Here is a 26,160-nt window from a genome sequence, read left to right on the forward strand (position 1 = left end):
GGAGTGGGGAGTAGAGGTACTATACGCATACTTGCTTTGACCTAATATCCTCAGTTCCGTGGGACAGCTATGCATGGGGGTGCTTGTGGCTGCTGCTGTGGCATGACAGGAAAAGTCAGCGATCGTGCCTTAGCGAGGTGCGCTTGGTAGGGTAAAGTTACAGATATGTATGATGACGATGACCTGAGTGTCCTTGACTTTGAGGGTGATCTGGAGAGTCCTCTGGATCATATGGAACCTGTTGATGCTGGGTCAGAAGAGCCAAAGCCTGATCCGGACGAAATGTTGCGGCTGTTAGAGGCAACCGATACTAATCAGCGGATGCTGGCAACACGGGCATTTTGTGAGCTTCAGGATGATCGTGCGGTGCCCCGCCTGATTCAACTTTTGACTGATCCCTGTCCGCTGGTGCGCGTGAGTGCTGCCTACGCTCTGGGACGTAATCCGAGTCGGGATGCCGTCGAGCCATTAGTCACCCGCTTCAACGACGACTGGAATGGCTATGTTCGTAAGGGCGTTGTGTGGGCATTGGGCAATTGTCGCGATCGACGTGCCTTGCCAACCTTGATTGAGGCACTCAAAACGGATATTTCGGCAGTGCGGCTGTGGGCAGCGAGTTCCCTTGCACAAATGGCATCTGTGAGCTACGAAGCGGTCGTTGCAGCCATTCCGCCGTTGATTGGTTCAGTCCGGCAAGATCCGGTTGCTGCTGTGCGAAGCAATTGCGCCTGGGCACTGGGACAACTTTGCCGTGAGTTGCCGTCCAATGTTGTGTATGGCACGACGATCGACGCACTCTTAGAAGTGTTTGCTGAAGATGGCGAACTGGGTGTGCGAGAAGATGCCAAAGCCGCTCTGCTCAAAGTTGGTGACCCACGCGGTTTACAAGTCATTGAGGCACTAGAACGAGAATGGTTTCTTTGAAACCGCTTTCCTTCTTTGGATACATCCTGTCATGCTGTCATCGCAGTATTGTAAGTGCAACGCTCGCCTCTAACCCCCTTACAGCAAGGAAACTGTCGTGTTCAACTACCTCTTTCTGGCGCAACACTTCTTAGATCAACACCTTTTTCTGGCTCAACAAGCTGCTGATGTGCAGATCAATTTTCGGCTCAGTGGTATCGTTGCGCTCATTGCAGGCATTCTGATCCTGGCAATTCCCCGTCTGCTCAACCTTATCGTGGCGATCTACCTCATCCTGACTGGTTTAGTACAAGTGTTCAATCTGAGGATTTAATGTGATCCCACTTAAAGCGATCCCATCGCCTGCCCAGCGATCCAACCCGTTGTCCAGGCGCTTTGGAAGTTGAAGCCGCCCGTCACGCCGTCGATATCCAGAATTTCGCCTGCAAGGTGTAGTCCGGTGCAGCAGCGGCTCTCCATCGTTTTGAAGTCTATTTCCTTGAGGTTCACCCCGCCACAGGTGACAAACTCTTCCTTAAACGCACTTTTGCCGCTGATGGTGTACTCTCCACGCGTCAATTCCTGGATCAGTTGGTTCAGCGTCTTGTTGGAAAGTTCTGCCCAACGGGTTTCCGCAGCGATACCAGCGTAACGTGTGAGGTGCTCCCAAAGGCGACGCGGGATGAGCACCGGACAACTCGTAGCGATCGCTCGTCTGGGCAGTTGCGACTTCACTGCTAAAAGCTGCTGGCGGAGTGCTTCTGGATTGGACTGTGGCAACCAGTTAACCATCAATGTTGCTTGATAGTGGCTGTCATGCAACGCTCTGGCTCCCCAGGCAGAAAGCTTGAGGACAGATGGACCGCTCATGCCCCAATGCGTGACTAAAAGTGGACCTGTTTGCTCTAAGTAACTTTTTTCACCTGTTTGCAGGCGCAGATGGGCGCTCGTCACAGAGACTCCCGCCAAATCCCGCAAGCGCTCATCACTGATGTTAAAGGTAAAGAGAGACGGCACGGGTGGTTCGATCGTGTGCCCGAAGCTGCGGGCGATCGCATAGCCCTGGGGGCTGCTGCCAGTCGCAAGGAGGAGGCGATCGCACGTCAATACATCTGAGGCTTTGACCTCTACACAAAAGCGATCCTCCTTGCGGGACACTGCTTTCACAGCCGCGCCCTGCCAAAGCTTGACACCCATAGCTTTCGCGGTCTGCATCAAACAATCAACGATCGTTGCCGAGTCATCAGTGACCGGAAACATGCGCCCGTCTGCCTCGGTTTTGAGCTTGACACCGCAAGACTCAAACCACCCCACTGTATCGCGTGGTTGAAACCGACTGAAGGCGCTCCGCAACGCCTTGCCACCTCTAGGGTAATGCTGCACCAAAAGCGCTGGATCAAAACAGGCATGAGTAACATTGCAGCGTCCACCCCCCGAAACACGCACTTTAGCAAGGGGCTGACGGGCAGCTTCGAGCAGCGTCACCCGACTGTCAGGATACCGACTGGCACAGGCGATCGCTCCAAAAAAGCCAGCAGCCCCACCGCCAATCACAACAATAGATAACGGATCAGACGGCATAAGAACGGTTAGAGAAAAAAGGTCAGTGCTGAAAGGCTACCTGAAAAGCCATTAGGCAGTAAGCTAATGAGCCTCTAAGTTAAGTCGATTGCTCTAAGGCAGAAGGCAGAGGGCAGAGGGCAGAAGGCAAAAGGATGATGCAGATTTGAATGCCGATCAGCTTAAAAAGTCTCTGGTGTGCATTGCAAATGTAGTACACAGTGCCAAGAAAACCTTATAAATAAAGCGTATACGTATTTCCGCTACTGACGCAACGATCGGCTCTCAGTCAGCCGAGACTGTATGCGCCAATAGTTGATGCCTCTGTCTAACACTCTTCAGCTCAAAGGCAGTTCATCAAAAAAGCGGCTGATCCCGCCAGCCGCTAGAAAAAGTCCTATTCACAATCAACCGCGTCATAGCGATGACGCTTAATGCTTCAGCGACAGTGACTCTGATAGAGCGGCTTGCAACAGTGGTGCTTTATCAAGCTGTTCCCAGGGCAGATCCAGGTCGGTGCGACCCATGTGACCATAGGCTGCAACGTCCTGGTAGAAGCGACCATTGCGTTCTCCTGGAAGATGGCACAGATTGAAGGCTTGAATGATACCAGCGGGGCGAAGCTCAAAATGCTCTTTGACCAGCTCTAGCAAGCGATCGTCGCTGATTCTACCTGTCCCAAAGGTGTCAATCATGATACTGACTGGACGTGCGACCCCGATCGCATAGCTAAGCTGCACTTCACAGCGATCAGCCAAGCCAGCGGCGACAACATTTTTGGCGACATAGCGGCTAGCATAGGCAGCGCTGCGATCGACCTTTGTCGGATCTTTGCCTGAAAAAGCACCGCCACCGTGTCGGGAATACCCACCGTACGTATCGACGATGATCTTTCGTCCTGTTAGCCCCGAATCACCCTGAGGACCGCCAACGACAAATTTACCCGTTGGATTGACAAGAAAGCGAGTGCTGCTATCGGGCTTCAAGTCGATATCCCTAAAGACAGGCTGCACGACCAACGACCACAAATCCTCTTTAATCTTCGCTTGGACGGCTGCTTCATCTGTAAGGTCGCCGATCGTTGCTGTGTGCTGAGTCGAGACAAGAATCGTATCAATGCCGATCGGTTGGTTGTCTTCGTATAAAACGGTTACCTGAGTTTTACCATCAGGACGGAGGTAAGGAAGTTGCCCCGTTTTGCGAACGGTTGCCAACCGACGTGAAACCCGGTGCGCTAAAGAAATCGGCAACGGCATCAACTCAGGTGTTTCGTTGCAGGCAAACCCAAACATGATCCCCTGATCGCCAGCGCCAATCAGGTCAAGATCTTCGTCGCTTGCCTGTTCGCGGGTTTCGTGAGCAGCATCAACACCTTGAGCAATATCGGGCGATTGGGCATCCAGTGCGATCAAGACAGCACAGCTATTGGCTGAGAAGCCGCTATCAGTGCCAGAATAGCCAATCTCAGCGATCTTTTGCCGAGCTAAGTCAATGTAATTTACCTTAGCGTTAGAGCTGATTTCGCCAGTAATCAACACGAGACCTGTATTGACAACGACTTCAGCCGCAACCCGACTTTTAGGGTCTTGTGCCAAAAGAGCATCTAAGATTGTGTCTGAAATCTGGTCGCAAATCTTGTCGGGGTGTCCTTCGGTAACGGACTCAGAAGTAAAAAGATAGCGTCGGGACAAGCGTCAATCCTCTCTGGCGAACGACTATAAGATGACTATAAGCTGACCATAGATAGTCAACTTGTAGAAGTTGTGCTAAGTCGTGTGAAGTTTGCAGTAAGTTCAGCAGATTATAGCATCTGTCCTTGACGGGGAAAACTCGCACAGTCAAGTAGGAATTGTAACAACGAGTGAAAGTGCGTTTAAAGCTCCCTTTTTTAGAGAAGGGGTGCGTCAACCGGAGTTGGGGATCGCTTCTACGCAAGTTCTATCGTGATTGAACCTAGCGATCGAGGATCTGCATTTCTGCAAAGTGTGCGATTAAGGCATCTGCTTGAGCGAGCTGCGGAGGCTGTGTCCATCCCCATGTAACCGCTACGCAGCCTGCTGCGTTTGCCGCTTTTGCCATTTCAATATCAGCTACAGAATCACCGATCGCCAGCACCCGTTCGGGTGCAACCCCCAAGGCTACGCAAGCCTGCTGAAAGATCGTTGGGTCGGGTTTGCCAGGTCCACGATCGATCCCCAGGGCGACCTGAATACACGCTTCAAGCTCATAGCGTGCCACAAAATCCTCGACATTGGCGGTTGTATCAGCAGACACAATGCCCACTTTAATGCCAGCCGCTACAAGCGATTGTAGGACTTCGCGTGCGCCCTCAAACAACGGTGTGTTGTCTGCTTTGCGCTGAAACACTTTGTCTGCTTCTGCAAAGGACGATCGCACCAGGCTCAGCGACGTGACCCAATCGCGCCCTGTCTCTGCCACATACGCTGCCGCTGCGATTTCGTTTTCATACCGAGTTCCCAGTGCCAATAGCCCTGCTGGATTCAGTTGATCCCCATCCAGCCCAAATGCCATCAGCAGTGGCTCTTGCACTCCGGGAACTTGGGCATCAATCAAGCGCGATCGTCTCTGCCCCAGGTGCCGCAAGAATGCCTGAGAATCTGCCAGTGTACCGTCTTTGTCGAACAGTACTCCCTGAATTAACTGGAATTGAATTTTGCCGCACTGAATGGTCGCCAAAGGAATACTCCATGTAAGAGAACAAAGAAGAGGGGTACAAAAAAAGAGGGGGTTACCCTCCTCTCTGGTAGTGACAGGCACCGCTGCCTGTCACCTGCAATTTACCTGGAACGCCGCACTCTGAATCATTCAGCAGCAGACGGCAATTCCTCTAATTCGGCTTCTGGAATCGTCACAGCGATCGCCTGCTGCTGTTGAGCTGCAAGCACCTGCTCGCGGTATTTAGCCGCCATCTCCTCTGCCTTGTCATAGACAACCTGAGGATTCTTCACCATGTCACCAGGTTCGGGTTCCAGTTGCTTGGTAGACAGTGAAATTCGACCACGTTCTGCGTCCAAATCAATGATCATCACTTTTACCTCATCATTCACGTTGAACACGCTGTGAGGCGTATCAATGTGATCGTGAGAAATTTCAGAGATGTGAAGCAGACCACTGACTCCCCCAATATCGATAAAGGCACCATAAGGCTTGATCCCGCGAACAGTACCAATCACCACTTCGCCGACTTCCAGGCGGTTCATCTTACGCTCAACCAGCGCTCGACGGTGGCTCAGTACCAGTCGATTCCGTTCTTCATCGACTTCCAGAAACTTCAGTGGCAGATCTTCGCCAACCAAATCTTCCTTCGGTTTGCGGGTGCTAATGTGGGAGCCAGGAATAAAGCCACGCAAGCCCTCAATCCGCACCAATGCACCACCACGATTGGTAGCAAAGACACCAGAGCGAACCGTCGCATCTTCTGCCTGAAGCTGGCGTACCCGCTCCCAAGCACGCATGTACTCAATGCGTCGGATCGATAGAGTAAGCTGTCCATCCTCGTTCTCGTCAGCAAGGATGAAAAACTCGCGCGTTTCGTTGGACTGTAATACCTCTTCAGGACCATCAATTCGATTGATTGACATCTCCTGAATGGGGATATAGGCAGCCGTTTTTGCGCCAATGTCAATCAGTGCGCCCCTTGGCTCAAGACTAAACACCGTGCCAGCGACCACATCACCTGGGCTGAAGTGATAGTCGTACTTATCGAGTAGGGCAGCAAAATCCTCGTGGGTAAAGCCAACATCTATTTCTGTCGTTTCCTGATTGACCATGCGAATCGTTTCCTGGTAGTTATCTCCGTAAAATTTTGCCTCCTGTCGATGTATACGCACATTGGATTGTGCTGCCTACACCCACGTCTCCTCCAGTAAATGGTAGGAGAGCTAAATTTGGACAAATTAGTAGCTCAGAAGAACCATAATAACTCATGTCAGGTTACTTCACGTACTCTTTGCTAATTGATGCAACCTTGCTGCAGATGCGGGGCAAAAAGATGGAGCGCCGAACAGCATCCGCTTCATAGGGTCGTGGACTAGATGCGTTGCATCGCTTGACTGTGCCAAGCGTAACCCAACTAAAAAAAGTCGATAGTGTTTAGTTAATCGTCTTAAGCATAGCGAATCAGAGCAAGGGTTGCATGAGCAGCAAGCACGTTTCAACCGACTGTCCATAGCTTTCCACAGCAAACAGAAATGGCATAGCCTGCGGTCGTCAGCGATCGGGCGGCATAGTGTAAATGTTTATGACGAAGCGAGCACGGACGCATCATCAGTGCTTTCAAGCGGGTTCGCGTCTGCCAACATCGGACTTGTGTCGCTACGGAGATGATTAAGGGTGTCAACAAAATCACGGATACCCTGGAATTTGCGATAGACCGAGGCGAACCGAATGTAAGCAACTTCATTCAGGTTTCGCAAACTTTGGAGCACCAATTCACCGATCTCGTAGCTGTTGACTTCGCGGACTGCCCGCTGCTGCAATTCTGCCTCGATTTCATCCACTAAATTTTCGAGCTGTACAGAAGAGATGCCCGTCTTTTCACACGCTCGTACGATGCCGCGCAAAAGCTTGAAGCGATCGAAGGATTCACGATCGCCATCCCGCTTGATGACGGTGATGGGGACATATTCGATGCGCTCATACGTCGTGAAGCGACGTTCACAGCGAAGACACTCCCGCCGCCGCCGCACACTCTGACCCGCTTCTGCTGAGCGCGATTCAAGAACACGGTTATCAGTATATTGGCAGAAGGGACACCGCATGACTAGGGGAAACTCCAAGCGGAAAGAATAGTGCTTTGCTGTAAGCGTATGCGATACCGTTATAAACGCCAACCGCTGAAATGACACAAATCTAACAGGCTAAAATTTAACCAGAGTGTTTGGCGAGTCAGTATTAGATGCAGTTGGGCTACTTTAAAGAGTATGCGACTACACTATTATGCCTGCATTTGACAGAGACATGAGAATCGTACGGGGTGACAAGGGCGGCTTAACCAGAAATCACTACCAGGGCATACAAAAAGATTGCTAGAGAAACTAGCATGTGGGAAGTGCATCTACGCGTCAGAACAGGAGTTCGCTGTATCACAGCAGGATTGATTCAATTAATCTGAACCATGCAACGGGTGACGGATGACCTTAAGAGGGTGTTTGAAAAGGTATGGTCTGTAACGTTAAGCACTCAGCAATCCCCCCTAGCCCCCCTTCAAAAGGGGGGGGAAAGCTTTGGTCGTCCCCCTTTTGAAGGGGGATTGAGGGGGATCTAGCTTTTCGCTACTAACAGAAGGACTTTTAAAACATCCTCTAAGAGGCAGTCAGCGGAAGGTAGGACAGTTGCCTTTCAGCACGCCCCAGCTCTTAGGGGTTGCAAGCGTTACTGCCGTTTAAGTTTAGGTGCTGAGTTAAGATTTACGCCATTGCTTCGTGCTAATAGTATTTCTTCAACGTTCCTTCGGCGTGTGCAGGTTGCTGGCGGCTAGGTTTGCGATCGGACGTTAGAGAACGTGTCTCCTGGGGCAACCTGAGTGAGGATTCGTTAATGGATTTTGCTGACTTTGAGTTCGAATCCCATCGGAGTAATTGGTTGCCTTTGTACTGCTACCGTTTTCAGAGGATGATTTTGAGCGCTTTTTGCCTCAGACTGTGTGGTTTTCGGCATACTTCCATCACGTTGAAACGTTGGTTGAGCAAATTTGGCACTCAAATTTTAAGCCCTGGAAACCACTGTGTACGTAAGGGGCTTTGCGTGCAGCTCTTTGAATGTAGTAATCACATGCAGGCAACAGCGAGACGGCAGACAGTACAGCGAGACGATCGCGTTGATCAGGAGTGCCCAGCGCCCACGTTGACAAACGTTTGTGTTAACCAACGGCGGTGCGTCCAACTGCCCTCGCCTTTGGAGAGCGGCGTATGAAAACTCCTTCCGATCACAAGCCAAAACTGCTCGTTGTCGATGACGAACCAGACAATCTGGATCTGCTCTATCGCACATTCCACCGCGAGTTCAAAGTTCTGAGAGCCGAGAACGGGCCGATCGCCCTCGATCTGCTGGCGAAGGAGGGTGATATTGCGGTGATTATTTCGGATCAGCGGATGCCGCTCATGAGCGGAACCGAGTTTCTGAGCCTGACGGCGACGCAGTATCCCGACATTATGCGGATCATCCTCACGGGGTATACCGACGTTGAGGATCTGGTAGAAGCCATTAACTCCGGTAAAGTCTTCAAATACGTCACCAAACCCTGGGATGACGATGAGCTGAAAGGGGTCGTACGGCAGGCGGCAGACACGCATAGCGTCCTCAAAACACGGACGCGGGAGCTGCGGCGATCGCTGCGTCAAGAGTCGCTTCTCAATGCAGTCACCAGCACGATTCGGAGCGATCTCAGTTATCGGCAAATCCTGCACACGATCGGCGAAACCGTGGGTCACATTCTCGAAGTCAGTAGCTGTGTTGTGCGCCCTTTACAGGATGGACGGCTGAGTGATGATTGGTTTGTTTATGTTAACGAACAGGCAGCAGCAACTGATACGTGTGCGTTAGCCAAACTCAAAGCAACGCTGGCACAAACCGTGTGGGAAACACATCACATTGAGATGATTCAGGACGTTGAGACGGACGATCGGTGGCGAGACGATACTCCCGCACTCCAACAACGATGGAAAGCCTATGCAAGCGCAGGGATTCGCTCTAGCCTCATTGTGCCGCTGGTGTGTCAGCAGGAGTTGATGGCAGTACTGGCGCTCCATCAGTGCGGAGAAGTGCGCCTCTGGCAGGAAGACGAAGTGCAACTGCTGACGCTGGTAGCCGATCAGGCAGCGTTAGCACTCTTTCAGGCACGTACTTACGAACAGATACGTGCACTGGCGAAACGAGAAGCATTAATTAACACGATTACCACAGCCATTCGTTCTAGCCTTGATCCCCAGGAAATTTTTGCGGCAATTACGCAGCAGCTTGGGCAAGCACTCCATGCCGATGGGTGTGCCTTGTCCCTGTGGACGCAGGAAGATGAGTTTGTGCAGCTGGTTGGATTGCATGATGCGGCTCATAGCGGCTGGTCAACAACCACGGTGTCTCACGACTCTCATGGTCTCAGAGACATCAACGTTGCCACAGAAGCCTTGCCTGCCACTACGCCGCCGACAGAAGGAGATGGGATACCACGCCCGTTACCTCAATCGACGGTGCCGATCGAGGGCAACCCGGTACTGAAGCAACTCCTGCTAACCCAACAGCCTGTCGTCATTAGTGATTTAGAACAAGATCCAATGATGACGGTTTCCGAACAGCCGTTTCGCAATCCAGCGCGGGCGTTGCTGGTGGTGCCGTTGATTCTAGACGGTCAGATCATTGGCAGCATTTCGCTGCGGCAGAACCGCCAATCGCGTCGCTGGCAGCCTTCAGAGATTGAGCTGGCGCAGGCAGTGGCGGTGCAGGCGGCGATCGCGGTGCATCAGTCTCGCCTGTATCAGAAAACCCGTCAGCAAGCAGAGCAGCTTTTAGAGCTAGACCAGCAAAAAACGGAGTTCTTTCAAAATATCTCGCACGAATTTCGCACGCCGCTCACGCTGATGATTGGTCCGCTGGAGTCGGCGATCGCTCAACATCAGGGCTTGTCTCACGATCAGGCAACCGTGGCGCTACGAAACTCTCGCCGCTTGCTGCGGTTAGTCAACCAACTCCTTGACCTTCAGCGGCTGGACGCTGGACGGATGCAGCCCAGTTTTCGTCCGTGCGATCTGGTCGATTTTGTCAGTCAGACGGTTGACTCCTTCCGCCCCTACTGCGAGAAAAAGGGCATTGCGCTCACTACGCGCCTCACCTCCTGCCCACAGGTTTACCTGGATCTGGAAAAGTTTGACAAAGTGCTATACAACCTCTTGTCAAACGCCATGAAGTTCACACCGGAGGGTGGCACAATTACCGTGACGCTTCAGCCCGCTGGCGATCACTGCCTGCTCAAAGTGACCGACACAGGCATCGGCATTCGTCCTGACCAAATGCCTCACCTGTTTGAGCGGTTTCGACAGGCAGAGGGATCAGCCAACCGGAGCTATGAGGGTAGTGGACTGGGGTTGGCACTGGTGAAAGAACTGGTCGATCTGCACGGTGGGCAGATTTCAGTTGAGTCTGTCTATGGCTCAGGTACCACCTTTACGGTTTGGCTGCAAACGGGGATGACGCACTTGCCGCCTCAGCAACTGATCGAAGTGCAAGCAGAAGCCCAGCCTAGTCGTGCTTCTGTAGAGTTAGCCGACGTAGAAATGGAGCTGCACGAAGATCAGAGTGGCGAGAATGAGCTGTTGGCTGGCATTCCCACGCAGTCGGGTGCTGCACGCATCCTCATCGTGGATGACAATCCTGATTTACGCACCTACGTCTCAACCATTTTGCGTGAACAAGGCTATCGGATTTGGACGGCTCGTAATGGGGCTGAAGGCTTTCAGAGCGCACAAACGAATCGTCCACAGCTCATTGTGAGCGATTTGATGATGCCGCTGGTATCGGGACTGGATATGATTCGGATGATTCGAGAGGATGACGATCTCAAGGGCATTCCCATTATTCTTCTAACGGCAAAAGCCGACGAGGATACGCGCATTGAAGGCGTTGAGCGGGGAGCCGATGCCTACCTATCCAAACCGTTTAGCGATCGCGAACTGCTGGCAGAAGTCCGCAACCTACTGGCACTGAAAGCAAACGAACAGCGGGTTGCAGAACTCAACACCTACTTAACTGAATCGGTGCTCAAACGCTTTTTGCCCCCGTCGCTGGTACAACGTGCTGCACGCGGTGATCTGATTCTCGATCTGCGTCCTGAGCCACGTCTGGTGACCGTGTTGTTTAGCGATATTATCGGCTTTACACAACTGTCTAACACGCTGCGATCGCGCCGTGTCGCCGAGCTTTTGAACGAATATTTGGCAGAAATGACCCGCGCTGTTTTCGACAATGGCGGCACGGTGGATAAATTTATGGGTGATGCGATTCTGGCGCTGTTTGGCTCACCCGAAGAGATGACACCGAACGAACAGGTACGACGCGCGATCGCCGCTGCCCGACAGATGCAACGATCGCTCCACCGACTCAACGAACGCTGGCAAGCGCAAGGCATCAGTCAGGTGCAGTTTCGCTGTGGCATTCATCAAGGTACGGCTGTGGTGGGGATGTTTGGCGGTGCCGAGCGATCGGACTACACGGCGATCGGTCCCAGCGTCAACATTGCCTCTCGCATTCAAGAAGCCGCCGAACCTGACTGCATCCTTGTGTCAGCCGCTGTCGCTGACTATCTAGAGCAGGATGAAATCACCAAGTTCAGCCCCCTGCAACTGAGAGGGATAGACGAAACCGTTCTGACCTTTTCTGTTACCCCAGAGCCGAGTTTGCATAGTCGGAAAGGGGGGAGGGAGTAGGGAGTGGGGAGTGGGGGAATGGGAAGCAGAGGAAGCATGTGGAGCAGGGGAAGCAGCTAAAAACCTAGACTCAAAACCTCCGCTTTTAGCCTTCAGCGGTCAGCTTGCAGCCATCAGCATGAACCCAAACCGCAAACCTTCTCCCTTACTTCCTCTGCGTTTCCTTCCCCTCCGCTCCCATACTCCTTCCCCTCCCCACATCTCACCTCCCCAACTTAGCCTTCTGCAACTGCTGCTCTGCCTTCGTTGCCCAAGGGCTATTGCCTTGTTTGGCGTATAAATCTTTGGCGTAGGTTAAGACTTTTTGCGCGTCGGTAAATTTGTTCTGACGGATGAAGACTAATCCAGCAGCATAATAGGCGTTGGCGTAGTTGGAGTTTGCCTGCGCCGATCGCCGAAAAGCATTTAAAGCTCCGGTTAAATCACCCTGAGCAAAAAGCAGCGACCCAAGGTTATAGTGAGCTTCGGCATAATTGGGATCGATTTTGATCGCTTGCTCAAAGGCAGTGCGGGCTTCTTTCGCTTTGCGCTGCTGAGTATAAACTAGCCCCAGATGATAAGCAGGTTCGGGAGCAGTGGGACTGAGTGCGATCGCCCTTCTGTAAGCACCGATCGCTGGATCAAAGCTACCCTGCCGTTCTAGCACTAGCCCTAAGTTGTAGTGAGCCAGCCCTAGCTTGGGATTAAGTTCAACGGCACGTTGCAGATAATCTTTTGCTTGGGGCAAGTTGTTTCCCTCAAGTAGCGCCGCTCCGAGGTTGGCGTAGGCAAGGGCAAAGGTGGGATCGGTTTGTGTCGCCTGGTAGAAAGCAGTAGCAGCGGGCTGCAATTGTCCTTGCTGACGCAGCGCGAGACCCAGGTTGTAATGAGCGGCAGGCAGACGGGGATCGAGCTGAGTGGCACGGCGAAAGGCGGCGATCGCATCACTTAGCTTACCTTGCTGGATGTACTGAATCCCTTGATTGATAGCGCTTTCCGCAGTTTGAGCAGCCTGAGCCACCTGAATGGCTGGTAGCGCTATGACGATCGCTGGAGCTAGCAGCAAACTACTGCCGCAAACCATCAACCCAACAAACCCATTCATGTACCACTGCCGCTGTGTTTGCATCGATTCATTGCCCAATGTCTGCTGATTGCCCTTTGCCTGTGTTACCCAACAAATGTGGAGTAGGCAAAGGTTGACGCTATTCTACAGGAAGGAGCACAAAACCAACCCCCAAGCCAGATGAACTTCATGTTTAAGCGCGATCGCGTTCAAACGATACCACTAGATATAGCAGTCCTAAGAAGCTATCAGCTATCAGCTATCAGCTATCAGCTATCAGCTAGAAATTTTGAGCTGACTGCTGACTGCTGACTGCTGACCGCTGACTGCTGACCGCTGAAAGCTGACCGCTGAAAGCTGACTGCTGACTGCTGACTGCTGACCGCTGAAAGCTGACTGCTAAAAGCTCAAATATCTAAACCTGTGACGTTCAGCGTGGGCGCATGTTCCACAGTGAATTGATACGAAATGTCCTGCTGCTCTTTCGGTTTTAGGTAGAGCGACCATTCTAAAAGCCCCATGTCGCTGGGCAGAATTTGTGGACTCGTGCGGTTCAGACGCACTTTGATTTTCTCGTTGCGGCTGACTGGCAGTTGTTCAGTCAGGTTTAGTGTGGCTTCCCGATCGCGCAGATTGGTCACGCTCAAGCGGTAGGCGTAGGTGATGCGTCGCTGACCACCAATGAGTTGCTTATCCACTTTGCGTTCAACCAAATCGCGGGTCAGTTTCAAGCCTTCATCAATACCCAGGTTGAGCTTGAATTCTTGACCAGGAGCGACGTTTTCTAGGGGCGTGGTGCCAACAAAGCGGTTGTCACGAAAGATATTTGCCTGCCCTGGTAACAGCGTTGCACCGTCTGTGGGATTTGTAATGACAGCCTGTAAATAAGCGAAACTGACGAGCTTAGGAATAGAGAGATATTCCAAGTGCGATGGGTAATCGTCGTTGAAGATCGTAATTTTATGAAAGGCACCATCGCCAGGAATGTGGTTGTTGCCGTCGATCGCAAACGTGACAACGCCACCTTCATTTGTGATCTGCGCGGCTGGTGCTTCAGCCATTACCATTGGCTGCGTTGACTCAAACGCATCACTGCCTGCTAGCAGTATTGAGTCGTTGTCATCGTCATCGTCTTCGGGCACGGCTGAGGCAGACCGCTTGCGAGCCATCATCGGTGCTGGTGTGTAGGGTAAGGGATGAAAGATGTCTACGTACCACGGAGTTAGTTTGGGAGGTAGAGTGCCCAGTCCTGGTTTGGCAGTTGAGAGCGTCAGGGCAACAGCGCTCCAGTCTTCGCCAGTGGTTTGGGTTACGTCTGCGAGATAGGTCAGATGAACGCGGTTGTCCGTGCTGTTGACTCGCAAATCGTAGAGGGGTTTCCAACTGGCTCGATCGCACACATAGGACACCTCCAGTTCAAAGTTTCCAGCGCCTGCGGGCACAATGCCAACGGTTAAACTGTAGCTCTCCTTCGGACGTGGTGTTTGAACTTGCTGCAACTGTTGGCGGAGCGCCTGCATCTGTTTTTGAAGCTGCGTCTGTTCACGCTTATGCTGGGCGATCGCAGCTGATAAGTCGCTATAGCGCTGTCCCACAAAGTTCAGCAGATTGCGGGTTTCGGCAAGACTCACCTGTTGTTGGGCGAGACTGCGCGAGAAGCGATCGACCGCTTTTTCACTCAAGCTCTCGATAAATTTGCGTTGAATTGTATCGGCAGCAATGCTGTCGTCGATGGCTTGCTGCTCGTTGGTCAGTTGCTCAAGTTGTGCGGTTAGTTGAGCGATACGATCGACGACAGGCTCGGTCGCAAACACCCGTTCTGCCTGCACATCCCGTAGCTGCACAGCAACATTGCCGACTCCACCAGCGCGCACCGATTCAGGTTTGAGTGTCAGGGGCAGATGGGTTAGCGTTAGCGCTTGCTCTTGCCCGGTCAGCGTGACGTTCCCGCGCCGTGTAATAAGCGCCTGATCGGTGTAGACCGTCACAGCGACAATGCGAGTTTCTAAAGAAATGACAGTTGCGTCAGGCACGGTTGCATCGGACATTGCGAGTGTCTCCATTGCCACGAGGTTGCACGTTTAAGGCGGGTTAGTACGCCAACGCTAGCACATGCACCAACCGTTTTTAGACCTACGCTATCGTGCTGGAAACGGGTCTGAATAGCACTTTTAAACAGCGGTCAGCCATCAGCCATCAGCGGTCAGCCATCAGCAGCCAACCTTGGTCTGAACGCTAAAAGCTCAACGCTGAACGCTAAAAGCTGAACGCTGAACGCTGAAAGCTCCGCCAAGTTTTGCAGTCACACGATCGCCATCAGGCACATTCCCAACCGTTTTGCGTTTAGGGACAACGGTGCCAGCGTTAGGAACGATTTACACAATGGTCTCTCTGTGTAAACCTGATGAAAGGCAAGAACGGCAGCAATTTTCTCTAAGCAAGATGGTTTGCTGGGCAACCGCTCGCTGCGGCTGTTTTGTGTTTGTCTTCGTAATGACGGCAGTTCCTAACACGATCGCGGCTTTAGTGCTGGCATCGACTCCCTAACCCCAAATGTCTATGGTGACGACTGGCTACAATCAGCTTCTGCCTGAATTTTCAGGTCTCTTGCAGGTGCCGCCGCGATCGCTATCATTGGTGCAGGCATTTGACGGTACCCCAGAGGAGCAGGCAGGCTCGATTGTGGCAGTACGCTTCTCTCTGGTGGTGCCAACCTACAACGAGAGCCGTAACATTGAGCGTATTGTGGCGCTCTTGAGCCAGCAGTTGGATGCCGTGCTGCCTCACAACTACGAAATTATTGTGGTTGACGACGATAGTCCAGACGGCACCTGGCAATTGGCGCAGGCGCTGATGCCGAGCTATCCTTGCCTGCGTGTGATGCGCCGTCAGCAGGAGCGGGGGCTTTCAACAGCGGTCATTCGCGGCTGGCAGGTGGCGCGAGGCGAGCTTTTGGGAGTGATTGACGGTGATTTGCAGCATCCACCGGAAGTGTTGCAGCAACTACTTCTGGCGATCGCGCAGGGTGCCGATTTAGCGGTTGCCAGTCGTAATGCGGATGGCGGTGGTGTCAGTACCTGGAGTGCGATGCGACGCTTTTTGTCGCGGGGTGCTCAACTGCTGGGGCTTGTTTTGCTGCCGGGTGTCGTGAGTCGGGTGTCTGATCCAATGAGCGGCTATTTTTTGGTACGCCGTTGTGCGATCGCGGGACGATCACTCCATCCACTCGGTTACAAGATCTTGCTGGAAGTGCTGGGACGGGGCGAGATTGATCAGATTGCGGAAGTGGGCTATGTGTTTCAGGAGCGTGAGGCTGGCGAGAGCAAGGTCACCTGGAAGCAGTACCGCGACTACATCCATCATCTGGTGCGCTTGCGAGTGTCGTTAGGGCGGCTGGGTCGTATCAGCCAGCGGTTTAACTTCCTATTGGGGCGGTTTGTCCGCTTTGCCTTCGTGGGGTTAAGTGGACTGGTCGTGAATATGGGGTTGCTCTATCTCCTGCACGGCACGTTGGGCTTAGGGCTGACCCGTAGCGCGATCGTGGCTGGAGAACTGGCAATCATCAATAACTTTTTGTGGAACGATCGCTGGACGTTTGGCGATCTGTCGCAACGACAGCAAGCGCGGCATCAAGTCATCAGGCGGTTTGCCAAGTTCAACCTGATTTGCCTGATGGGGCTGATTCTCAACATTCTGATCTTAAATGTGCTCTTCAACGGGCTGCATCTCAACGCGTATCTGGCGAACTTTTTGGCGATCGTCGCAGTGACGCTCTGGAACTTCTGGATTAATTTGAAGCTAAGCTGGCGCGTGACGCAGGTGAAATGACGCTAATCAGCAGGCTGGTTGATTCTTAGCAGCGATCGGGCAATGCCTGAGTGACGTTGTGATTAATCGGGGCGCGATCGATCTGACCACAACCGAAAACGATCAAGCCGCCGCCATCAGCAGCGTAAGCTTCAACGGGGCACTTTTAGCGTGAAATGAGAACGTTTCTGTTTCAAGTAGGATGACTCCTGTTTCAAGTAGGACGATTCTTGTTTGAAATAGGAACAATGCAGGTCGAAACAGCAATGGTCTTGTTTCAAGTAGAAACATTCTTGTTTAAAGTGCGATCGTTCCTGTTTGAAGTGCGATCGTTCCTGTTTGAAGTGAGAACAATGCAGGTCAAAACAGCAATGGTCTTGTTTCAAGTAGCAACATTCCTGTTTGAAGTGCGATCGTTCCTGTCTCAAATAGAAACACTCCCGTTTCAAATGACATTGCTCTCATTTGAAGTAAAAATGGTGGTGTCTAAACGGTGAATGGTCTTGCCCTAACCTTCATGTCTGCTGATTTTTGCCGGAACCCCGAAATTTTGCGGCAGCCGCTTGATGGTTGAGATCACTCAGACAAGACACTTTTGCAGACGGTATAGATTGTGATCCCCCTCAGTCCCCCTTTAGAAGGGGGAAGCCGCAGGCAGGGGGATTTAGGGCGGAGCTTACCGTGTGATCGTTGTACAACCAGAGACTCAGATCCCGTTCCATCCCAGACCTTAAGCGTTGCAGCCCTGCATCATGAATGATTTTTTTGTGAGCTACAACCGCCACGATCGCGCTTGGGCAGAATGGATCGCCTGGACGCTGGAAGCAGCGGGATCTACGGTGGTCATTCAGGCATGGGGCTTCCGGGCGGGTGAAAATTTTGTGCTGGAGAGGCAAAAGGCGGCAAGTGAGGCAAAACGCACGATCGCAGTTTTATCAGACACCTACTTGAAGTCTGAATTTACAGCACCGGAATGGGCAGCAGCCTTTGCCCAAGACCCAACCGGGAAGCATCGAACGCTGATTCCGGTACGGTTGGGAACCTTGATCAGCTTTCGGTACACTCAAGCGATCGCTGCTGGTGCAACTTTCCTTCAACCGACGATCGCCGACGATCAAGATGCTACCCAACTGATTCAGCACTATTCAGACCAGGCAATTACTTTCTTCGATGCAACAACAACTGCAATAACTTAACGATTAAAACTTGCCATTTGGGCGTATGATTTCCACTTTGATGCAATGCAAGCAACCGTTTGGCGATGATGACGCGCCTTAGGCGTTTTTGAAGTGTCAAAGCATAAGCGTAGTAAAGCCAGTTGAACCAGAATATAGCCACTGCTGCTTGCTTTACTACGCTCGCTTTAGAGTATCAGGAACTAGAGGCTTAGAGGCTACAAACAGGCTTGTCGTTTGCGTTGAGCTTGATCGTACCTTCTGAGCCGCCAACGATGAAAGGCACCTGCTCATCGCCAACTTTTCTGACGAAGATTGGCTTCTGAAGCGAGCACTCTTTGATCTTAGCGCCCCAGGCTGCGTAGTCACTGGTTAGGCTATCAGTAATAGGCGTGTTTGTAGAGACTGCGGGATCTTTCACGATCGCCAATTCAATTGGTAGAGTGAAGTAAATAGGTGTAACAGGTGGTGTTGGCAGATCGACCGATCGACCACCCACAATGGTCTCCTTATCTGGAGAGTTAGTGACTGCCAATGGCGCTGCTGATGCAACCACAGCATGACCCATCGAAAGCGTAATAATGGCAGCGGCAGCAAATCGTTTCAACATAGCGGACTTCTCCTCAGTGAGTTTGTGATGGTTGACTTCTTCTGAGCAATCAACAATCAAGTTGACATCTCTGTAACTTATACAGCTACTGACTCATCGTTGTTCATCCCTCCAACGGGATAAAGCTTAAAAGATTGCTCATGTGGTAGGTAAACCCTATGCACATTACCATAGCTTAAGGGTTCCAACCACCACAATGGTACGTAGGCGAACACGGTAAGCGCGATCGTGCATTCAAAGCGGTTATCACTTAATGGATCAACGAGACGGCACGTTCCACCAGTGTCGCGGCAGTGATGCCGTTCACTGCCATGAGTTCGCTAGGGCTGGCAGTCGTCTCGCCCCGCTTCCAGGCGAACGTATCTCGTTTTGCGTTACTCCGCAGCATGATGGGTTCTAACATCCCGCTGGCACCGCCTGTAACACCAATGAGTGCATCACCGCTGAAGTACCGCTCAAACTCGGTGTCGCTGAGGAAGCGCTCGTCGGGTTCAGAGCAAAGTTTCCAGGCAACGTCCGACGAGCGGTACAGGCGACGCGGGTTAATCACAGAAACAATACGAACGCCGACTCCTTCTGCTGTCAGGCGTGTGGCAGCTTCAAACACTGGGATGAGAGGCATGTCGCCGATGACAGCAAACACAACGGTTTTTCTACCGCTGGCTTCATGGAGGGTAATGGCTCCGTTAGCGATCGCCTGTTGCGTCTGTGCAAACGTTGTCCGAATCGGTAACGGCGATTTACTGGCTGTGATCACAACGCCCTTATTTTTCTGAGTCAGTGCCCAGTCGTAGCAAACCTGAATGCTGTTGGCATCGGGTGGAAAGAGGGGAAAGACGTTGCCGTTTCGCATCATGGCGGCGAAATATGCCTCAATTTCTGGACGTTGATGCGTCCAACCGTTGCGTCCTTGCTCTAGCGCGCCAGCGGTGAAGAGTGTGACAGTAGCGGGTGTAGGGCGGCGAAGTTCTGCCATTGCTTGCGTCACGGTTTGCCAGATGGGTAACCCGTTAATGGCAAAGGATTCGTAGGAACACCAGAGCGATCGAGATCCCATCAGCGCTAACCCGGCTGCCAAGCCTGCACAAGCATCTTCGCTCAGCGGCTCATACACCTGACCGCCCGGTTTTTGGTAGTAAAGCGGATCGTCGGTGGGGTGAATAATTTTGAGCGCCTGATTGATGTTGGCGATGCCAGAGGCTTCGTTGCCGTCCGCGTTGGTAACGACGTAGCTAGAGTCAGCTTGCCCTACAGCAGCAACGAGCTTACCCATTGCGGTTGTAGACACTTTTGCATCGCCACCAACGGTAAATTCCTCTAACGGCAATTGACCTAAATCCATCAGCGGGAGAACGGACTCCGTAACGGCTGTTTTGCTGGCAGGTCCACCACCTGCACGTTCGCAGTTGGTTCGCACGAGCGACCAGGCAGCAGGAGAAAGCGCGCGGGTGTGTAGCGCCGCAATAATGTCGGGGTTCTCCAACGTGTGCTGAGCGTAAAGGTTGTGGGATTTTGCGCCACGAGCATGAACGCCAGCGCCCTTGAGTTGCTTGATGATGAGCACCGTGAGTTTGCCAGCGAGTGCAGAGCGCGCTGCTTCATGAGTTTTTGCTAGCACTGCCTGACCAAAGGCAAGTCGTTGTTCAAAGGAAAAGGCTGTGTTGTCTACGTATGCCCCAGGCTGATTCTGGTCGTCAAAGTCTTTCGCATCAATGAGTACAACCTGCTCAAACCCGTTGCCGCGCCAGTATGACTCCATCTGCTCGTTGGTTTTGAGCGACACCATGCTGTGGTGTTCTTGAGAGAAGCCGTTCCAAACGAGAACAGGTAAAAAGTTGGTCGCCTTGGGGTAGGCGGTGTGGAAGTGGGCGATCGCGCTCACAATGTACGGTTCACCCAAGCCGCCGTCGCCAACGGTGAAAGGGAACAGTTTGTCAGGGTGCAAAAGTGCCGCTGCCATCGCAAAATGCTGTCCTTGCCCTAACGGTCCAGCAGGCGCAAGAATGCCGGGGATAAAGCCGGAAAGATGTCCCAGTAACCCATGCTGTTCGCGGAAGCGATCGCGCAACTGCTGCACCGTAGTGATGCCCATGTCTTCCAACGAGCGATCCAGAAACATCGCGCTGTAGAAGCCAGGAGCATGATGCCCCACTTCGGTAATGATGTTTTTGTAGCCCAGCATGACCAGTGCAGCGTAGGCTTCTGCCTGACTCGCAAAGCCGCCTGGATGCCCAGATGCCTTGCTGGCTGTCACCTGTAGAATCAAGTAGCGTAAAGCATCCGCATACAGCAGCGTCTGATACGCAGCAGTGGGATCGGCAACATCGGCGATCGCGGTTTTTCCCTCTCCAATCACCGGAGCTTTGCCGTAGACATCAAAACCGGAGACAGAATCGCTGAAATATTGGATGCCTTCACAAAAGGCTGGAGCGCTAACGGATGGGGGGTTGGGAGTAACTGCGGTCATGCTTCACATACCTACTGCAACGAAAAGTCTAGCGGCGATCGCCTTCTAACAATAGTACACAGCCCACTACTTAAAAAGATGACGGGAGTTTTAATGGTTGCTCTTGAAGGTATCTATGTATGCGATCATCAGCCGCTAGGCAGTGTTTTAAAACTCCTAATTGCTTTGTTACCGAGAACTTCTGCCCCCTCAATCCCCCAATTCTGGGGGACTTTGAAGCTGGTTTGTAAGCCCCCAAGTTTGGGGGTTGGGGGCTTTCGAGGGTTTTAAAACACGCCCTAGGGCTTTGCGGTTTAATAACCGACCAATGAACCAGGTTTCGACGGCGCTCAACCTTCAGTCATAGCGGGTTGAGCGTAGCCGAATGCCTTAACAGTTTCCAAAGCGCGATTCTTTACAGTTGCACACATTACTCTGATGGTGAAGGAGCAAATGTTTACGGTGCTTCGTCTACCACAACCTGCGCGATCGCACCCTTTTGATTAATCTGAAGCGCCTGTACCTGCACTAAAAAGTCCTGGTTTGCCCAGGCAGTGGCGATCGCCTCTTTCACAGCCGTTGCCGTTTGTGGCGCTGCTAATGCCAAAAGTGTTGGTCCTGCACCACTAATGACCATGCCATACGCTCCAGCTTGTATAGCGGCGGCTTGTACCGTTTCATACCCTGGAATCAATACCTGTCGATAGGGTTGATGCAGACGATCTTGCATTGCCGCCTTGAGCCACTCACCCCTTCCCGTTTCTAATCCACGTAGCAACAACCCCAGATGCGCCACGTTGAAGATCGCATCGGCGCGGCTATACGTTTTAGGTAGCACTTGTCGAGCGATTTTTGTGGAAAGCTCAAAGGCAGGAATGGCGACGATCGGTATCACATTCACATCCCAGGGGATCTCGCAAATCTCCCAGCCCGTGTCAATACTGTTAGCAGCAAGGTGACATCCACCGATGAGTGCTGGCACGACATTATCGGGATGTCCTTCGATCGCGATCGCCAATCGCATCACCTCATCTATCGTCAGCGGCGACCCTGCCAACGCATTTGCTCCCACCAGTCCACCGACGATCGCCGTTGCCGAACTGCCCAACCCACGTGACAGCGGTACACCTAATTGAATCTCAATCTGCACGGGCGGAGGCACCTGCTTCAGTTGTTCGTAAACCTTGACAAACGCTTGATATACCAGGTTGTCAGCACCCGTGGTGACTTGCTCCGCTTCAGCACCGATCGCTGTAATGCTCACATCCCTCTCACCCAACCGCAGCCGCGAAAAGCGAAACCGATTTGAGAGCGTCAGTGCCGCTCCCAAGCAATCAAATCCTGGTCCTAAATTTGCTGTCGTCGCTGGAACGGTAACAGTAACAGTCGTCACGAATGCGCCACAGTGTAGAACAACTCATTTTCTCACGATCGGGTAAGGGGAGTGGGGAGTGGGGAGTAGGGAGTGGGGGAGTTTTGGTTTTAAGTTTTAAGTCAAGCGGTCAGCCCTTAGCCTCTTGCCTCCTGCCTCCTGCCTTCTTCCTGCCTTCTGCCTTCTGCCTTCTGCCTCCTCCTTTATCCCTCTCCCACCACCCGAAACCCAATGTCATACAAATGCGTTTCCGGGTTGAGTTTGCTGCGAAAGGCAGAGCGACAGACCTTTGGACTACCGTTCCAGGAGCCGCCGCGTAACACGCGCTGGTCAGTCGTGCCGTTTTCTATCCAGGCAGACCCATCGTCTGGTGCGCCGTCGTAGCTGTCATGCCAGCGATCGACGCACCATTCGCGCACTAGTCCATGCATGTCATAGAGTCCAAACGCGTTGGCGATCGCAAAACTGCCCACGTCGGTTGTCTCGCGGCGATCGCTCCCCGTTGCGCCTTTGCCATAGGAGCCTTTGCTGCACACTCTACCTTCGTACTCCCAGTCAACGCCAGAATAGTTCGCTAGCTCAGTAGTGATCGTCTCACCACACCAGAACGGCGTTGTCGTTGTCGCACTCTGCACTTTCCCGCGCTCTAGCGTTCCGCTGGTCAGAATCGGGGCACGGCAGGCGTATTCCCACTCCGCTTCGCTGGGCAGTCGGTAGCGGCGATGTGTATGGATAGAAAGACGAGCGCAAAACTCGATCGCATCCTGCCAGGAAACCTGCTCCACCGGGCGATTTGCACCTGTAAAGCAGGATGGCTTCGGTGGTAGAGGATGCTTGACGTTTGGCAAGGCAGCCACCACGCTCCATTGCGCCTGAGTGACGGGATATTTGCCCATCCAGAAGGGGGCGATCGCGACCGTATGTTGCGGGCTTTGGCTCGGATGCCACCCTTCCTCCGTTTTGGGCGCTCCCATCACAAACGTGCCGCCTGGAATGGCGACCAACTCTAAAGTAAGCCCGTGTCCCAAGTCTTCAAGACGATGCTCAACCGACTGGCGGCGTTGCTCGTAGGTCTGCCCATATACATCAACCGTAAGAGTGTCAAACTCACAAACGGACGCATCAGCCATAAAGGGGAATGATCACTGAATCGACGGAGTACTGTCATCTAGAAGATATCTGTGCCCAAAAGAACATTACCAGATACAGCCTCAATAACTGCATCCTGCTTCATGTATGATTCGCCTCTGCTGTAGAGTTCAGGCGATGCCAGTCAGTTTGCTCCCTCCTCACCCGTCTCTCCTTGCCTCAACCGCTGTGCCCTAACACGGCAAAAACCTGACGCTGCTCAAACAACTCCACCAAATCGCCATTTAGTTTAGATTGTGCCGCTTCTTGCTTCAAGATTTTGAGCGCCATGGGCAGAGAAAGACTGCGTTTATACGGACGATCGCCAGCTGTCAACGCATCGTAAATATCTGCGATCGCCATCATCTGTGACTGAATGGGAATATCTGCCTGCTTTAAGCCGAGTGGGTAACCGCTACCGTCTAGCTTTTCGTGATGTCCGTAGGCGATCGCGGGCACATTCTGAAGCTGTTTCGTCCAGGGAATCTGCTTCAAAAACTCATAGGTATGGGTGACGTGCGATTGAATCACTTCCCGTTCCGCTAGCGTAAGCGTGCCACGTTGGACTGAAAGCTGCGTCATTTCCGCTTCCGACAGCAGCGGCTTCAGCGTACCGTCAATGTCCCGGTAGGTATACTGTGCCAGTTCGCGCAACTGTGCCAGGGGTGCTTCAGCTAGAATACGCGGTTCGTTTGTTTCCAGCAGCACCGTCCAGTAGTGATCAAGCTGGGCGATCGCCTGCGCCAATTTTTCATCCAATCGTTTGAGTTGCTGGCAATGAGAACAAGCGGCTTCACCATGATGCCTACCCTGATGGCTCGGATGCTCAATTAAATGCCTAAACTTTGACTGAGCGCACTCCATTTCTAAGGTTCGTTGAGCCAGGGCAAACCGATTTCGCACGACCTCAAGCTGCATCGGAAACAGCTTCTTCTGCTTGCCCAAAATGGCTTCTGGCACACCTACCTTACCGAAGTCGTGCAATAACGCTGCATAACGAATCTCTTGAGTTTGTCGATCGTTGAAGTAGATCGGCTGGAGTTTACCGATCGTCACCGCACTTGCTTCCTGGCTCAGCCGCACGGTCAAGTCTGCGACGCGCTCTGAGTGACCAGAGGTGCAAGGATCGCGGGTTTCAATAATCTGCACTGATGCTTTGACAAAGCCCTCAAACAGGTTTTCAATGCTCTCCTGCAACTGGTTCCGCTCGATGCAGATGGCGGCTTGACTGGCAAGTGATTGCAGGACTCGCTTTTCCCAATCCAAGTAAGGTTGGGTTACGTCAAGAGCATTCTCAGCCGTAATTTTGGTATCTGGCTTACGCTTGCGGTTAATCAACTGAAGCACACCAATCATCTCGCGCTCCTGATTCTGCATCGGCAGCACAAGTACAGAACGTGTTCGGTAGGAAATGCTGCGATCGAAGCTGCGATCGAGCTGATACGGCACCCCTTCCGGCAAATTATACGCATCTGGTATATTTAAGCTCTCACCCGTCAGTGCCACATAACCCGCCAGACTTTTTGGGGTCATGGGCATCGCAAATTCTTGAAATGATGCGGCGGGCTGCGAAAAGTTTTGTGCCACTTTGAACCATAGCAGCGGCTCCTGTCCACTGCGATCGACCAAGTAAACACTCCCTGCATCGCTACAGGTAATTTCACGGCTCTTCGCCAAAATTAAAGTGAGCAACGCTCCCAGGTCATGTGTGCTTGAAAGCGCCGTACCGATCGCCAGAAGTTGTTCAATTAATCCAGAGCGCTCAGTCGATTCATTGGACTGATCCCGGCTATCAGTCATATCCAACCTCAGAGGGACAAACGATACTCATCCTGAGTGTTTCAAGAAGGCAGGTCGATCTGCTTCAATTAAGCACTTTTAAGCTTAACGAAGCAAGGCAATTGCTCCATTAGGCAGTAAGGTGGCTAACTTCCTCATAATTAACAAACATCAACTCAACAAGCAACGTCAGCATTACCGAAAGACTGTCTGAGCGAGCGTGCTTGACAAGTGGTCTAGTGAATAGAATAATCTGAGCAAAAATATTTATAGAAACCAATCGCAAGACTTAATCAAATCTCTATTTAATTGAAGCTTTAAATATAAAAAACTAGATGAAGGTGCCCAAGAGCTTTAAACAACCAATAAAAGTACCCCTTTAAAAAACTATCCGCTCCCACCCGGCGTTCAAATTAGTAGAACAGCTTCGGTGGGAGCGGTGTAGCGGGTCTTCAAACTGAAACCAGACTGCCGGAAGGAACTCCGAATCAGCCAGTTGATCTTCGTGTACTTAATTCCACTCAGAATCCAGGTTGACTGTTAGAGCACAGCCCCGGCACGCAGCCGGCTAACTTCAGCTTGATGACCCAGGCATTTACTACTATCTGGCATGGGCATCACCTCCTTAATCCTGAACGGTGTAGTTTCAAAAGATTGGAGCACGCTCCAAGTGGTTTTCCACCTGTAGTAAAGATAACACATGCTCATTGGAACTGGGGAGCGTGAGGCGCAATTTTGTGAGTCCCAACAAGAAACGAGTCTCAATAAAAAGCCCTCGCACGATCGCGAGGGCAGCTACCCGACTAAAACAAGTTGAACGTTAATTCAGTGAAACGCTAAACCCTAGAGAGCGTTACCACGTGGGAGTACCTCTTCGGGGAAGCTAAAGTGTTCATGG

General features: G+C 52.2%; 19 protein-coding genes. 7 read left to right on the plus strand and 12 right to left on the minus strand.

The window, feature by feature from the left end; genetic code table 11:
* The first annotated feature begins 165 nt into the window (after positions 1 to 165).
* Entirely contained in the window at positions 166 to 924 is a 759-nt protein-coding gene (locus AC5JO6_RS12595; RefSeq protein WP_496081412.1) for a HEAT repeat domain-containing protein, read from the plus strand.
* A gap of 169 nt (positions 925 to 1,093) precedes the next feature.
* Positions 1,094 to 1,237 carry a DUF3096 domain-containing protein gene (locus tag AC5JO6_RS12600; RefSeq protein ID WP_496081430.1) on the plus strand — a complete coding sequence of 48 codons (144 nt, stop codon included), beginning with the start codon at positions 1,094 to 1,096 and terminating at the stop codon, positions 1,235 to 1,237.
* Between the two features lie 11 nt (positions 1,238 to 1,248).
* On the opposite strand, the gene AC5JO6_RS12605 is transcribed toward AC5JO6_RS12600, so the two are convergent.
* From AC5JO6_RS12605 to nrdR, 5 genes are all read right to left on the minus strand, one after another.
* Positions 1,249 to 2,484 carry a BaiN/RdsA family NAD(P)/FAD-dependent oxidoreductase gene (locus AC5JO6_RS12605; protein WP_496081413.1) on the minus strand — a complete coding sequence of 412 codons (1,236 nt, stop codon included), beginning with the start codon at positions 2,482 to 2,484 and terminating at the stop codon, positions 1,249 to 1,251.
* 410 nt (positions 2,485 to 2,894) lie between these two features.
* Positions 2,895 to 4,154 carry a methionine adenosyltransferase gene (gene metK / locus AC5JO6_RS12610; protein ID WP_496081414.1) on the minus strand — a complete coding sequence of 420 codons (1,260 nt, stop codon included), beginning with the start codon at positions 4,152 to 4,154 and terminating at the stop codon, positions 2,895 to 2,897.
* 262 nt (positions 4,155 to 4,416) lie between these two features.
* Positions 4,417 to 5,160 (minus strand): HAD family hydrolase, encoded by a 744-nt coding sequence (locus AC5JO6_RS12615; RefSeq protein WP_496081415.1) that lies wholly within the window; start codon positions 5,158 to 5,160, stop codon positions 4,417 to 4,419.
* Between the two features lie 125 nt (positions 5,161 to 5,285).
* Positions 5,286 to 6,254, minus strand: a complete 969-nt coding sequence (locus tag AC5JO6_RS12620) for a 30S ribosomal protein S1 (protein WP_496081431.1) — start codon at positions 6,252 to 6,254, stop codon at positions 5,286 to 5,288.
* 468 nt (positions 6,255 to 6,722) lie between these two features.
* A complete protein-coding gene (gene nrdR, locus AC5JO6_RS12625) occupies positions 6,723 to 7,244 on the minus strand; it encodes a transcriptional regulator NrdR (RefSeq protein WP_496081416.1) in 522 nt (173 codons plus the stop codon).
* Between the two features lie 1,149 nt (positions 7,245 to 8,393).
* On the opposite strand from nrdR, the gene AC5JO6_RS12630 reads away from it, so the two are divergent.
* Positions 8,394 to 11,900 carry a response regulator gene (locus tag AC5JO6_RS12630; RefSeq protein ID WP_496081417.1) on the plus strand — a complete coding sequence of 1,169 codons (3,507 nt, stop codon included), beginning with the start codon at positions 8,394 to 8,396 and terminating at the stop codon, positions 11,898 to 11,900.
* Between the two features lie 202 nt (positions 11,901 to 12,102).
* Here the strand turns inward: AC5JO6_RS12630 and AC5JO6_RS12635 are convergent, their stop codons facing one another.
* Together AC5JO6_RS12635 and AC5JO6_RS12640 are read right to left on the minus strand one after the other, a co-directional pair.
* On the minus strand, positions 12,103 to 13,008 hold the full coding sequence (locus AC5JO6_RS12635) for a tetratricopeptide repeat protein (RefSeq protein WP_496081418.1): 906 nt from the start codon (positions 13,006 to 13,008) through the stop codon (positions 12,103 to 12,105).
* 344 nt (positions 13,009 to 13,352) lie between these two features.
* Entirely contained in the window at positions 13,353 to 14,993 is a 1,641-nt protein-coding gene (locus AC5JO6_RS12640) for a mucoidy inhibitor MuiA family protein (protein ID WP_496081419.1), read from the minus strand.
* Positions 14,994 to 15,327: 334 nt separating this feature from the next.
* On the opposite strand from AC5JO6_RS12640, the gene AC5JO6_RS12645 reads away from it, so the two are divergent.
* From AC5JO6_RS12645 to AC5JO6_RS12660, 4 genes are all read left to right on the plus strand, one after another.
* Positions 15,328 to 15,492, plus strand: coding sequence for a hypothetical protein (locus AC5JO6_RS12645; protein WP_496081420.1), 165 nt, complete (start codon positions 15,328 to 15,330; stop codon positions 15,490 to 15,492).
* 12 nt (positions 15,493 to 15,504) lie between these two features.
* A complete protein-coding gene (locus AC5JO6_RS12650; protein ID WP_496081432.1) occupies positions 15,505 to 16,773 on the plus strand; it encodes a glycosyltransferase in 1,269 nt (422 codons plus the stop codon).
* Between the two features lie 227 nt (positions 16,774 to 17,000).
* On the plus strand, positions 17,001 to 17,249 hold the full coding sequence (locus AC5JO6_RS12655) for a hypothetical protein (protein ID WP_496081421.1): 249 nt from the start codon (positions 17,001 to 17,003) through the stop codon (positions 17,247 to 17,249).
* Positions 17,250 to 17,504: 255 nt separating this feature from the next.
* Positions 17,505 to 17,948 carry a toll/interleukin-1 receptor domain-containing protein gene (locus AC5JO6_RS12660; protein ID WP_496081422.1) on the plus strand — a complete coding sequence of 148 codons (444 nt, stop codon included), beginning with the start codon at positions 17,505 to 17,507 and terminating at the stop codon, positions 17,946 to 17,948.
* A 190-nt stretch (positions 17,949 to 18,138) separates the two neighbouring features.
* On the opposite strand, the gene AC5JO6_RS12665 is transcribed toward AC5JO6_RS12660, so the two are convergent.
* From AC5JO6_RS12665 to AC5JO6_RS12685, 5 genes are all read right to left on the minus strand, one after another.
* Complete coding sequence (locus AC5JO6_RS12665; RefSeq protein WP_496081423.1) at positions 18,139 to 18,537, minus strand: hypothetical protein; 399 nt, start codon at positions 18,535 to 18,537, stop codon at positions 18,139 to 18,141.
* 250 nt (positions 18,538 to 18,787) lie between these two features.
* The gene (locus AC5JO6_RS12670; RefSeq protein WP_496081424.1) at positions 18,788 to 21,004 is read right to left on the minus strand and encodes a phosphoketolase family protein; all 2,217 of its coding nucleotides are present in this window, start codon (positions 21,002 to 21,004) and stop codon (positions 18,788 to 18,790) included.
* A gap of 436 nt (positions 21,005 to 21,440) precedes the next feature.
* Positions 21,441 to 22,376 carry a homoserine kinase gene (gene thrB / locus AC5JO6_RS12675; RefSeq protein ID WP_496081425.1) on the minus strand — a complete coding sequence of 312 codons (936 nt, stop codon included), beginning with the start codon at positions 22,374 to 22,376 and terminating at the stop codon, positions 21,441 to 21,443.
* Positions 22,377 to 22,558: 182 nt separating this feature from the next.
* Entirely contained in the window at positions 22,559 to 23,485 is a 927-nt protein-coding gene (locus AC5JO6_RS12680) for a formylglycine-generating enzyme family protein (protein WP_496081426.1), read from the minus strand.
* A 178-nt stretch (positions 23,486 to 23,663) separates the two neighbouring features.
* Positions 23,664 to 25,283: an HD domain-containing phosphohydrolase gene (locus AC5JO6_RS12685; protein WP_496081427.1), complete on the minus strand. Its 1,620-nt coding sequence runs from the start codon at positions 25,281 to 25,283 to the stop codon at positions 23,664 to 23,666.
* Positions 25,284 to 26,160 lie beyond the last annotated feature (877 nt).

Source organism: Tildeniella sp. (assembly GCF_059505325.1).